General features: G+C 48.2%; 8 protein-coding genes. 6 read left to right on the forward strand and 2 right to left on the reverse strand.

The annotated features are described in order from the left end of the window. Nucleotides 1–40 precede the first annotated feature (40 nt). Nucleotides 41–1237 (forward strand): FG-GAP-like repeat-containing protein, encoded by a 1197-nt coding sequence (locus tag L6I86_RS25285; RefSeq protein ID WP_236291238.1) that lies wholly within the window; start codon nucleotides 41–43, stop codon nucleotides 1235–1237. Nucleotides 1238–1254: 17 nt separating this feature from the next. Beyond that, nucleotides 1255–2361 (forward strand): rhamnogalacturonan acetylesterase, encoded by a 1107-nt coding sequence (locus tag L6I86_RS25290; RefSeq protein ID WP_236291174.1) that lies wholly within the window; start codon nucleotides 1255–1257, stop codon nucleotides 2359–2361. A gap of 557 nt (nucleotides 2362–2918) precedes the next feature. On the opposite strand, the gene L6I86_RS25295 is transcribed toward L6I86_RS25290, so the two are convergent. Beyond that, nucleotides 2919–5069 carry an S-layer homology domain-containing protein gene (locus tag L6I86_RS25295; protein ID WP_236291175.1) on the reverse strand — a complete coding sequence of 717 codons (2151 nt, stop codon included), beginning with the start codon at nucleotides 5067–5069 and terminating at the stop codon, nucleotides 2919–2921. A gap of 431 nt (nucleotides 5070–5500) precedes the next feature. On the opposite strand from L6I86_RS25295, the gene L6I86_RS25300 reads away from it, so the two are divergent. The 4 genes from L6I86_RS25300 (at nucleotide 5501) to L6I86_RS25315 (ending at nucleotide 10146) form a co-directional block, all read left to right on the forward strand. After that, complete coding sequence (locus L6I86_RS25300; protein WP_236291176.1) at nucleotides 5501–5791, forward strand: hypothetical protein; 291 nt, start codon at nucleotides 5501–5503, stop codon at nucleotides 5789–5791. An 89-nt stretch (nucleotides 5792–5880) separates the two neighbouring features. Beyond that, nucleotides 5881–7611, forward strand: a complete 1731-nt coding sequence (locus tag L6I86_RS25305; RefSeq protein WP_236291177.1) for an AAA family ATPase — start codon at nucleotides 5881–5883, stop codon at nucleotides 7609–7611. A gap of 128 nt (nucleotides 7612–7739) precedes the next feature. Beyond that, nucleotides 7740–9413: an FAD-binding dehydrogenase gene (locus tag L6I86_RS25310; RefSeq protein ID WP_236291178.1), complete on the forward strand. Its 1674-nt coding sequence runs from the start codon at nucleotides 7740–7742 to the stop codon at nucleotides 9411–9413. Nucleotides 9414–9453: 40 nt separating this feature from the next. Then, complete coding sequence (locus L6I86_RS25315; protein ID WP_236291179.1) at nucleotides 9454–10146, forward strand: Dph6-related ATP pyrophosphatase; 693 nt, start codon at nucleotides 9454–9456, stop codon at nucleotides 10144–10146. A gap of 391 nt (nucleotides 10147–10537) precedes the next feature. Here the strand turns inward: L6I86_RS25315 and L6I86_RS25320 are convergent, their stop codons facing one another. Next, a complete protein-coding gene (locus L6I86_RS25320; protein WP_236291180.1) occupies nucleotides 10538–13048 on the reverse strand; it encodes a beta-mannosidase in 2511 nt (836 codons plus the stop codon). Between the last annotated feature and the right edge of the window lie 11 nt (nucleotides 13049–13059).

Consider the following 13059-nt stretch of genomic DNA (forward strand, 5'->3'; position numbering starts at 1 on the left):
TGGCAAGGTAGACATTCGTGCGGCTGGCCCGCGCTGTAAAATGCTCCTAGGCGACCTGAACGGTGATGGTCGTATGGAGATGCTGTTGGTACATCCTGACAACCGGCAGGATGTACGATATATTCCCCATCAGGTGCAGTGCCTGACGGCATTTGATCTGGAGGGCAATCTGCTGTGGCAGACAGGCAAGCCTGATTCGGGAGCTGGAAGCGCAGGGTCCGACTACCCTGCACAAATCGCTGACATCGACGGCGATGGTCAGCTAGAAGTACTATGCGTGATGGATGGGCGTTTTCTCATCCTGAACGGGAGGACTGGCGAGGTGAAAGCCTCGCACGAGCTGCCGCACGAGCATGCTCATGATTGCATCATCGTAGCGAATTTGACAGGCGGGGAATATGCCAGCGACATTATCCTGAAAGATCGCTACCATACGATGTGGGCGCTCGATCGCCATTTTAAACTACTATGGACGCATGAAGGCAATCCTGGACATTTCCCATGGGTCTATGATTTGGATGGAGATGGAAAGGACGAGGTCATGGCTGGTTATGATCTGTTAGACCATGATGGTCAGAAGCTTTGGAGTTGTAAGGATCTTGAGGATCATGCCGACTGTATCTGGGTCGGGGATGTGAACGGGGATGGACAGCCAGAGTTAGTGATTGGTGGCAGCGTTACCGTGATGTATGACCGTTTCGGGAAAGAACTTTGGCGCTATGAAGGCTCAATTGAATCGCAGCATATCGCTTTGGGCAGGTTCTGCAGCGATAAGCCAGGGTTGCAAATAGCAGGATTGGATCGACTCGTTCGTGAGGATGATGGGAAGGGATTGAAGGGGAAGGATGGCTTGTTTTTGCTGGATAGCGAAGGACAAGAGATCTGGAAGGAAGATCGTCAGACGGATGGATGGTTGACGATTATCGAGCCACTTCGCGGGTGGGAAGCCAATTCCGCGGATTTGATCCTTGCTTACCGCAGAGGTGGTGGCGTATGGCCATCCTTGTATGATGGGGAAATGAACGTTGTTGTTGAATTTCCGCTAAACGGATACGCTGTACATGCCGATGTATGTGGTAGTGGGACAGAACAAGTAATCATTTATAATGACGATACAGCTGCCATTTATGCAAGTCGGCCGTTTGCATTGCGAGATGGACTATCCGGTGTACAGCTACCGCAGCCTAAGCGCTTGTCCAGCTCAACCTTATACCCTGGCGGCGAAATTCCGTTGTAAGAGAAAGGAAATCTACCATGACACACGTGTTGAAGTTTGATTTCGGGGTCGGGAACCCGGAGTCAGGTTACACCAAGATTACTCCGGCAGCCGAGTATGACAAATCAGTTGGATATGGATTTAGCAATGTGAAGAATGTTCATGCGAAGGATCGAGACGAGCCTAGCGCATTGCGTAGAGATTTCTGCATACCGCTGGACACTTCGTTTCTGGTGGATGTACCTGACGGGACCTATCGCGTTTCGATCCTATTAGGTGATGAAATCGCTGAAACAGAAACGACGATCACCACAGGTGAAGGAAGGCTTGTACTTCATAAGCAACGTACTTCTGCGGGGCATTTTGTCCGTTCGAGTTTCTCTGTATGGGTTACAGGTTCTCAGTTGAAGCTTACGTTCACGGGTAGAGCACCGCGCATCAATGCGCTGGAAATCGAGCCTGTGCCTACAGCTTGTACGCTGTTTCTCGCAGGAGATTCAACTGTGACGGATCAACCGACGGATGGGTATCCGTACGCAGGCTGGGGACAAATGCTTCCACTATTCGTCAAAGCAGATGCGGCGGTAGCCAATTATGCCTTGTCAGGCCGGAGCTCCTTGAGTTTCATAGGCGAAGGTGTCTTGGATACGATTTGGGGCAAAATCAAGCCCCACGATTACCTGCTCATCCAATTCGGTCATAATGACCAGAAGCCGGATGAAGCGCGGTTTACGGAGCCATTTTCCACCTACAAGGAAACGCTGAAAATCTATATCGACGGCGCTCGGGAGCGAGGCGCATATCCGATATTGATCACGTCTGTGCAACGACGGTTTTTCGAGGAAGATGGTACGCTGCGTGATACGCACGGCGACTATCTGATCGCGATGCGTGAATTGGCTGCGGCGGAAGAAGTGCCTTTAATCGATCTTGCTGCAAGCAGCAAGGCGTTATTTGAAGCATTAGGGCCAGAGGGGACGAAGCGATTATTCATGTGGCTTGCGCCAGGTGAGTTCATGAATTTCCCGGATGGCGTGGAAGACAACACGCATTTCCAGCAGCAAGGCGGGATTGAAGTTGCGAAGCTGGTTCATGCTGGCTTGAAGGACTTGAAGCTGCAACCGCTAAGCTTGTATTTGCGGTGATGCGGGTGGGCACTGTTGAGTGGAAAAGGAGCTAAGCGTGTTTTGCGCTTAGCTCCTTTTTTTGTAGAGATATGTGGCTGCGGCGAGAAGCGTACGAATCGCGGTTCCCCCGCGCAGTAACGGTGAAAACACGCTTACAGCGGCAAACTGCACACGAATCGCCAACCTCCCGCTAGCCGCTCATCCCCACCTCCGTGCTGTCACACTGAAATAAAGTGTCAAAGATGCAAAAGTACACTTATTTTAAGCGAACTAGCCTGAATTAAGTTGAATTAGTGCAAAAATACAACCTTTTGGACCAAAAAGTTCCAAAATGATCCAAACCTCCAGAAATAGTTGCCTATTCGCAAGCATTTTCGCTATCTAAGTTACTACGAGTCAAAAGGATGCTCTTTTGCATTTTTGAACCTCCACAGCTGTCTTCACAACCTAAACAAGCTACGTAGGAGTAGTATCTTTCTGGTAAATCGTACGTAGTTGCTTCAGTTAGCTTTTCAAAAAAAAGAGGCCCCCGCCACTTCCGTGGCACTTTGGAGGCCTTCTTTTCTGAAACAGGACTACTGAATGTAGATGCTCGTAATTAGCGCACCTGTGCCTTGCAGCGTTATGGCGTGATTTTGCACCAAATTTGACATGTTGCCAGTAATAGTTACGGATGAGGACACGTTGTAAGTCGTTGTCACGTTGCTTCCATTAGATCCTGTTTGGTTGATGGTGATTGTAGCGATTTTACCTTGATTCGTAAAGGTTACACTGTTAAACGTTCCAGACACACTAAAGTTCTGAGTGTTACCGTTAGTGAGCTGTGTGACTTCCGCATAGATGGCTGAATTATTGTAGGAGCGGATTTTGACAATATCACCTGGCTGCAACGCTGAACCGCTGACCTGAGTACCGCTGCGATAGATGAAAGCTTTGTCGTTCAGATTAATCGCTTGTGCCTGATTGCCACTTACAAGAACGATAAGATTGTTCGTAGCTGAAATGATCGTACCAGTGAGCTGGGCAATAGTTGGCTGTGTAACCGAGGTGCCATCTGCACGCTGAAGGATTTCGGCATGCAGTACAACGCCGTTATAGTAATGCACTTTAATGACTTGACCTGGCAGCAATACGCCGCTCGTCGTTTGAACACCATCGGAGTAGATGGAGGTGTTTGCGTGTAACTGCAGGCTGTAAGATTGTCCGCCACTCGTGAGCGTGATTAAGTTGTTGTTGATCTGGCCAGAAATAGTTCCCGTCATCTCACCTGTCGTCGTTACCGGGGACACACTTTTGGTTACTTCTATAACAGCAGCCGCATGATTATAGGCGTACGTTGTTAGGATATCGCCAACCTGAAGCGCTGAAAGAGTTGTAAATGCACCATTTTTGTAAACGATGGTATTACTGTTCAGTGAAACGCCTTGAAGCTCAGTAGACGTGGTTAGAAGTAACGTGTTATCGCTGATCGGATAAGTCATCGTGCCGGTAATCGTTGAAGCGAAATTCGTTGGCGTCCCGACGGTGCCCACAGATTGCGTGACTTCTACATAACTGATGCCATAGTTGTAGGAGCGCGTGCTTACAATATCACCGACTTGCAAGCCTGCGGCCGTCGTTTGAGCGCCATTACGGAAGTAAAGAACATTACTATTCAAAGGAAGGGAAATCGTTTGCCCATTACTTAAAAGGGTGAGTGTATTGCCAGTTATCGCGGAAGTTACCATCCCCGTCTTGACTCCAACGGCTTGAGTAGGTGTTGTCGGGTTACCTCCGCTTGGCTGAGAGACTTCGATATAAATGATGGAATTGTCATTGGAACGAATCTTCAGGACGTCCCCTATTTGCAAGGCGGAAGGACTGACTTTGGCACCATTTCGATAAATAAACACATCGGGATTTAATGTCAAATTGATATTTTGACCGTTCGTTCGGACGGTTAAGATATTACCGCTGACTGGCGCCACGACAGTTCCTGTCACGAGTCCGTCAATGCTGCCCGGCAATTGATTGCCTGCGCGATCCAACAAGGCTGCAATTTGTGCACGAGTTACGAGTTGTTTAGGGCGGAATGTATTATCCTCAAATCCGTTCACGAGACCTTTGTCAACGGCGACCTTAACGTATCCCACCGAACCTGCAGGTACACTAGATGAGTCAGAGAAAGGGAGTCTTGCATTCATGTTGGCTTCAGCTTCGTCTTGAAGCTTCAAAGCTTTCACGAGGAGCGTTGTGGCCCAGAGGCGATCAGCTGGCTGATTCGGGTTGACGTTCGTATCAGATTCGGCGAAAAGATCGTTCTCCAATGCTACTGCTACATAACCGACGGCCCACGAAGGCACACTCGCTGCATCATTGAAATTCAGTTTGGTGGCTTTTTCTGCATCGGATTCAGCTTGATCTCGGAGTCCCATTAACCGAACAGCTGCCGTAATGGCCTCGATCCGTGTGACCGTTTCTTGTGGTTTAAAGGTACCATCGGGATACCCATCGAAAATACGTCTAGAGACTAGACTCATAATGTAGCTTAAAGCCCATTCGAATTCTTTGCCCTTGATGTCTTTGAAGTCAAATTTGATGGCTGCTTGTGGGCGTTTGTCAAAAGTTTGGCGCGCGTTGTTGTTACGATCATCATCCTTGTGGTCCCGACCATTCTGAGCGAAAGCGGTTGTGCCAGTGGTCATGACAAGTGTGAGGGCTAGAGTGGGGATAAGCAGTTTTTTCATTCGCGAATGCTTCATCTTTTTCTTCTCTCCTTAATAAAATAAATGAGTAGAAATTGCGATTGTGCGGAGCGTGCCTGAGTTGATTAATCTTACTTCACAGTATTCGGGAATAGATGGGTTTTTCTGGGTGTTGATTTGTAAAAAAAGGAAATTCATTTCGGTTTCTATCGCTGAATATCATTAGCTTGGTTGCGCTTTCGCGATTTAGAAGCTACTTCTTGGTGGATTTTCAAAGATTCCGCTGTATTCTTCGGTCTTATTTTCAAAAAAAAGTAATATATTTTTCTTAAAACAATCCGAATTGAGAAGGAAAATAAAGCTGAATGAAGTAAGTAATAGAAAGTAAATATTTCAGGCTCATTGCTTGTTGCCCACTGATCTCTCACCCGTCAGTAATCCTAGCATAGTATGTAGGAAGGTGGTGATGAAAAGTGACAAATACAATTGAGGGCTGGATAATTTACACGATTTGGGGCATTTTTGGCTTTATGTTGATTGATTTTCTTATTGCGTTCTTCAAATCCTTCTGGGTTGGCTCCTTTGGACCTACAGTCGTGCTAGGTTATTTGAAAGATGTCCTATACTATGTGCTGCCACTGACGGTTCTATTATCTATGATTTCTTTCGATCCAACCGGGTGGATTGTGGTGATTTTTTATTTCATTTGCGGTCTCGCCGTGATGGCCAAGTACGTGATCGATATCATTAAAAAATTCCAATAATCGTTGCTGTGGCCCTGCTTTTGCGGGGCCAAGAATTTGTTTTTTTTCATAGGGATATTCAAACTTAATCATATGAAGGAAGTGTAGCCATGAGGAGATATCAATGGATTAGATGGCGAAAGTTCATCCTCTGGCTAGCAGCCATCGTGTTGTTTGGCGGGCTGTTATGGGCAGGTGGGCCGACCGCTTGGGGAATAGCGATAAGTATTGCGAGTTTATTGATGCAACTTGTTTTCGCTATGGCCTTTATGATCATTCAATTTGTTGCGCTGTTCTGGTTCCTTGCTCGAGGACGAACGTACTGGATTCTACCTGGAGAGACTGGATCGACATGGGATGATTATCGTGGAAACCCTGAAATTGTGGAAAATGCGAAACGGATTGTGACCCTGCTCAAAGGTGTCAAAGAGTTCAAGGAAATGGGCGGCGAAGCGATTCGGGGATTATTGCTTTGTGGACCGCCAGGTACCGGGAAGTCATACTTAGCACAGGTTATTGCAAATGAAGCACAAGTTCCTTTTGCCTACGCGTCTGCACCAAGTTTTCAGAATATGTTCTTCGGTGTAGGAAACCTCAAGGTGATGGGGATTTACAAAAAAGCCCGCAAGCTTGCACGCGTCTACGGTGCTTGTATCATCTTTATTGACGAGATCGATGCGATTGGGATGAGTCGTCAAGGCGGCGGTGCTGGCGGCGGGATGATGGGCATGATGGGGATGGGCGGCGGTTCAGGTCTTCTGAACGAACTGCTCCTGCAAATGGACCCACCTAATATTGATACCTCCAAAATTGTAAAAATGCTGCGCTCTCTAGGACTTCGCCGTAAAAAGGCAGAACGCCCGCCCGTGCTTACGGTAGCTGCTACCAACTTGCCTGATGTGCTTGATTCAGCCTTGCTCAGGCCGGGTCGATTCGATCGACAACTCTGGGTGGATGTCCCGGATTATGACGGTCGGGTTGATATTTTCCAATACTATCTGAAAAAGGTCAAGCTGGACGAAACACTAACCGCGGAAAAAGCAGGTCTAGATTCCATTGGTTACAGCCCAGCTCAAATTAAGCATATCGTCAACGAGGCTGTCGTTATCGCTCATCAACGTGGTGCACAGGCGGCGAGCTATGAAGACTTCCGAGCCGCTATGGAAACCTATGAGTGGGGGCTTAAACAACCGCTGCGCTCGATGCGCGATGATGAGAAGCGGAATGTTGCTTATCACGAAGCGGGTCATGCGGTAGCACAATTTCTGCTAAAGCCTCATGAACGTGTATGGAAAGTGACCATTGTTAGGCGTGGCGGTGCTCTTGGACTTTCGGCTACGAAAGAGACTCATGAGCGATATAACCGCAGCGACTCTGAGATGTTGGCAGAGATTCAGGTTTGTCTGGCTGCCCGTGCGGTAGAAGATGAGTTCTTGCACAAGAAATTAAACGGCGTAACGTCAGATTTACAACATGCGACCCAAATTGCAGGTGCGTATCTCGGGATGCTGGGGATGGGCGACGAACTATTCAGCTTCTTAGCGGTCGGTTCGCGCGCGGATGGACTTAAGGCACTTCGACCACAAATTAATGAGCTGCTCAAAGAGCAGATGCTCGAGGTCAAGAAGCTTGTAAACGAATATACGGAATTCGTCCACAAGATTGCGGAAGAGCTGCTGAAACGTGAAGATTTGACAGGTGATGAAATTGAAGAGATCTTTACTGAGCTTTATGGCGACTCGCGTCCTAGGGCAATTGAGGTGAAGCCTCTGCGAAAGCTTACGCTTGAAAAATCACTTGTCGTCATTGACGACATGGAAGAAGATCTCAAGGATTCGTAATCGAATGGACATTCCATTCGTTGGATTGCCTCCTTTTTGGCTATAGTGGTCAGAAGGAGGCCATTTTTTTGGCAAAAGATCGATGAAGACTAGCAAGAGAAGAGACAGAATCAAAGGAGAACTCGATCATGGACTTTGACGCTATTGTGGTTGGAGCAGGACTCGCGGGTTTAGTTGCAACAGTTGAGATTGCGGATGCTGGCAAAAGGGTGCTTCTCCTGGATCAAGAACCAGAAGCATCCTTTGGTGGACAAGCCTGGTGGTCATTCGGCGGCTTATTTCTTGTTAATTCCCCCGAGCAGCGCAGGCTGGGTATTAAGGATTCACAAGAACTGGCCTGGCAGGACTGGCAGGGGTCAGCTGGTTTTGATCGTGAAGGCGACGAGGATTACTGGGGCCGCAAGTGGGCGGAGGCCTATGTCGAGTTCGCTTCTGGTGAAAAAAGGGAATGGCTGTATGCCTTGGGGATCCGCTTCTTCCCAGTTGTCGGTTGGGCCGAACGCGGTGGTTATTTGGCAGATGGGCATGGCAACTCTGTACCTCGCTTCCACATCGTTTGGGGGACAGGGCCTGGCATCGTAGAGCCATTTGAGAAGAGAGTTAGGGCGCACATGGCTAATGGGCTCGTTGTGTACCGATCGCGTCATCGCGTGAACGAGCTTATTCAAAGCGGTGGAGCTATTACGGGGGTTAGAGGTTCCGTGCTTGTGGCTAGCACGGCGGCTCGCGGGGAGGAGAGCTCACGTGAGGCGATTGGCGAATTCGAATATCAAGCGCAGGCGGTCATTGTCAGCAGTGGCGGAATAGGTGCCAATCACGAATTAATCCGCCAATATTGGCCGAGTCGGCTTGGCGAAGCACCCAAGCGTATGCTCTCTGGTGTGCCCGCACATGTCGATGGCCGGTTGTTGGCCATTACGGAGCAATCCGGAGGCCGGATTGTGAATCGCGACCGGATGTGGCACTATACGGAGGGGATCAAGAATTGGAATCCCGTGTGGCATAACCATGGTATTCGTATTCTTCCAGGGCCATCCTCAATTTGGCTAGATGCACGTGGACAGCGTTTTCCAGCTCCTAACTTTCCGGGGTTTGATACGTTAGGCACGTTAGAGACGATCCAAAAGTCTGGCTACGACTATTCATGGTTTATTTTGACCCAGAAAATCATTGAAAAAGAATTCGCGTTGTCAGGCTCCGAACAGAATCCTGATTTAACGGGGAAAAGCATCCGTAAAGTGTTGTCTAGAGCATTGCCAGGAGCGATGGCTCCGGTGCAATCTTTTATGGATAAGGGAGAGGATTTCGTCGTTGCTCCGACTTTGGCTGAGCTGGTCGCTGGGATGAATGCGTTGACGGAGGAGAAATTGCTTGATTTTGACCATATTGAACGGCAAATTAAAGCGAGAGATCGGGAGATCGCGCATCCCTTTACCAAAGATCTGCAAATCACAGCCATTCGAGGCGCTCGTCATTATATCGGTGATAAATTAATTCGTGTTGCGAAGCCGCACCGTCTATTGGATCCTGCCAATGGACCGCTCATCGCTGTGCGCTTGAATATCGTTAGTCGCAAAACGTTGGGCGGATTACAAACGAACTTGTCTGGTCGTGTGCTGAATCAGGCGGGAGAGGCGATTCCAGGACTTTATGCTGCTGGTGAGGCAAGCGGTTTCGGAGGTGGGGGGCTTCACGGGTATCGTGCGCTGGAGGGGACGTTCCTCGGAGGCTGCTTATTTACTGGACGAGTAGTGGGACGAGCTGTTGCGAGCGAACTCAATAAATCTCAAAGCAACTCGTGATCTACTGTTCAGAGTAAACAAACAAAGGAGAACATCAGGAATGAACCACATCGTAAACTTGAAAAATGGCGCTCACGGGCGTAAGTTTATAGCTTCTTTTAGCGGGGGAAAGGATAGCGTCTTGGCTCTGTATAAGTCTATGAAGGTTGGAGAGCCGATCGGACTCATCGTCATGCTGGAGGAAGAAGGGAAACGTTCCAGATCCCACGGCATGCCTCCGGAGCTTATCCAAGCCCAAGCAGAGTCCATCGGCTTACCTGTTTATACGGCTGCTGCGAGTTGGGATGACTATGAAGAGGTGTTTATGGGGCTTTTGGAACAAGCCAAACGTCAAGGTGCAGAAGTCTTAGTCACAGGGGACTTGGATATGCCTGAGGTGGGATGTTGGCACGACAAGGTTACCCAGAATGCTGGTTTAAAGCTTGGCATGCCGCTATGGAGAATGGACCATGTTGAAACTGTTAAAGAGTTTATTGATTTGGGGTTTGTATCGGTTCTAGTCACTGTCAATCTATCGTTAGGGATGCGCGAAGAAGATCTGGGACGAACACTAACCCATGACTATGTAAAAGAATTGCAAGCCCGTGGCATCGATCCGTGTGGAGAGGGCGGCGAATTCCATACTACAGTCATCGATGGCCCGATCTTCAAGCATGCAATACCTGTTCGCCAAGGCAGCATTGTTAGGAACGGGGATTATGCTTTTATGCCATTGGAGCTGCTGGGGAGTTAATAGGTATCAAGCAAAAGCCAGTGACATCTGACATCCTCCGGAGGCGGAGCTCTTCACGGGGAACGTGCGCTGGAGGGGAGTTTTCTTGTTGCTTGTTTGCGAGTAGAGTTGGGGGAGTAGAAGTAGAAGTAGAAGTAGAAGTAGAAGTAGAAGTAGAAGTAGAAAAACCATCAAAGCTCCGCCAAAACTGCAAAAAGGCAGTTTTGACGGAGCTTTATACGTAGAAATAGAAAAAAACTGCAATAAGCAGTTTTTTTCGGAATTCGATCATGAAATCTCAAAATCAGGAGAAATTGATGCCTTTTCGCAACAATTTCCCTTTTATTAAGGTTCAACCCGCTAAATTGATGCTCTATAGCAGTTATCAGCATTTCTCATCCGCTTATTTTACTCAAACGTTCATTGCACTCACGCTTAAACGACTCAAATCAACCTTATCCCCCGCTGGATCGCTGATCTGCACAGTCACTTGCTCACCAGCACGCAGATCGAAGAAGTTGTCGCTGAAGCGAATGTTACCCTGTGGCAGATCCAGCTTCACCATGCGTGCATGTGCGCCATTAGCGGTAATCTGCACAGCTTGCGACTCTGCATCGACGTTCACGCTAAGCGAAGTGGCAGGGAACTGAAGATCCTTCTGATCACGCAGATAATGAAGGTTATCAGGCGCAGCCCAATCTGTCGTATGAACGCGGACAACAACTTCTTCCGCCGATGCTCCATTTAATACGGAAGCTTCTGGTAGACTTCCTAGCTGAATCGCAGAGTTCGCCTCCACAGCAGCATCGAACGCATGCGTAAACACAATCTCCCCGGCGAAGTTATAAACCGTTACGTGAACTTGCCCTTGTAACGTAGCCAACGTATCGTTGACAGCCCACACGTTCAAGTCTTGCCCAGGCTCATGATCAATAGAGAGCAAAAGCGGGTGATAGAACTTCGTCGCATAATAGAAAGATGCCTTCGGTAACAATTCATAATCAATAAGCGACCAACTCGTGCCTGGCCAGCTATCGTTCAATTGCCAGATAAGGGAACCACTCGTGCGATGTTTGTTCCGACGATAATGCTCAATGCCATACTTCAGGCCTTCGGCTTGTGTCAGCATGGAGAAATTCATATATTCCTCAATATTGGTCGGAATACCGGTATATCCTTCCATCAGAAGAATTCCCTTTTGGTGATTGGTATCTTTGTTGCGATAAGCCATTTCAACACTGTTCCAGTAGAATTGGCCATTTGGAATGTTTTTCTCTAATGTGTAACGATTAGCTGAGGCATGCATACCAAATTCGCTGCTGAAAAGGGTGAAGTCTTTTTTGTAATTTTTGAACGTGACGCCTTGAATACTGTAATCCAGCAAAGGTACATCACCGAATTGACGCGGGTAAACGGAACCGTGCCACACCTGCCAGTTATGGCGGTCGCCGACATCAGGATCGTTGGCATCATTGCCGCCAAATGGGGAAGATGGCCAGTAAGCACGACTGTCATCGAGCTCCTCAAGCGCATCAGGAATCAGCTCGTGGTAAATGATTTCCCCATAGAACGGACAGTTGATGTCGCCGCCAGCGGATTTCATATCATACAGCCAGTCAATTTCATTATTTCCGCACCAGAGTGCAAGGGAGGTATAATTGCGCAAGCGTTTGATGTTATAGATAACCTCACTGCGGACATTCTCCATAAAGTCACGATTGAAATCCGGGAACAACGCATTCGCGAAGGCAAAATCCTGCCAAACCAGCACGCCCCGCTTGTCGCATTCCTCATAGAAGACATCCTTCTCATAGATGCCGCCTGCCCATACGCGCAGCATATTCTGATTCGAAGAAACAGAAAGATCAATTAAGTCCCTATAGCGTTGATCTGGAATGCTTCCGATGAAGTGATCCGCGGGAATCCAGTTCGTACCTTTGGCGAATAGTTTGACACCATTGAGCACAAAGGCAAAGGCATTCTGACCTTCCGCATCCTTCACTTGCAGCTCAATCGTACGAATACCAAATGGCTTGCGATACGCATCCACTTGCTCACCGTCAGCATATAAGACAACTTCCAGCTCGTACAAGTAAGGCTTGCCGAGGTCATGTGTCCACCATAGCTGCGGATCAGCAACTTGTAAGGTAAACGATTCAGATGCTTGCACATCCCCCTGTGCAGAAGCAACAACTTGACCAGCCGCGTCCACTAAACGGATGTCACATGACTTCTGTACACCTTTGCGAAGTGTGGTTACGTCGACATCAACTTGGACTTCAGCTTGCGTATCTCTGATCGCGCGTGTTCTTGCAAAAACACTGTCCAGCTTCGCGCGGCGGTAACGCTCGATAAAGACTTTGCCCCAGATGCCCACAGTGACCATGCGCGGACCCCAGTCCCAGCCGAAGTTCATCGCAGCTTTGCGGAGCCAAGGGCGCTCTTTCGTATACGAGGACCATTGGAATAATTCTTTATCCTTATTATGCAAATACAAAGGATCAAACTTAACAGCAATGGAATTTTTACCATCTTGAATGACACGTGTAACATCGAAAGTATGTGCCATCAGCATGTTGCTCGTTGTTCCGATTTCTTTGCCATTCACATAGATCGTAGCAAACGTATCAAGACCTTCGAACGTAAGTTCATGCTTCTCTTTCTCAGCGTTCGCATTCCCTAAAGAATAATGGAAGGAGTGGCGGTACCACCATTCTTTCTGTTCGATCCAACGGCTTTTCGCGTCATTATGACCGAAATACGGATTCTCAATCAATTCTCGTTCAATGAGAGCGGAATGGACATCCCCGGGAACTTTCGCTGTAATCCAGAAACGATCGTCTAACCATGCAGCCGCGACTTCAAGTGGTCGAACTTGTCCTACTTCGAACTGCTGCAATCGCCATAATCCTGATAATTCCATCTGTGATTTCT

This window comes from Paenibacillus allorhizoplanae (genome assembly GCF_927798215.1).
Classification (GTDB): Bacteria; Bacillota; Bacilli; order Paenibacillales; family NBRC-103111; genus Paenibacillus_E; species Paenibacillus_E allorhizoplanae.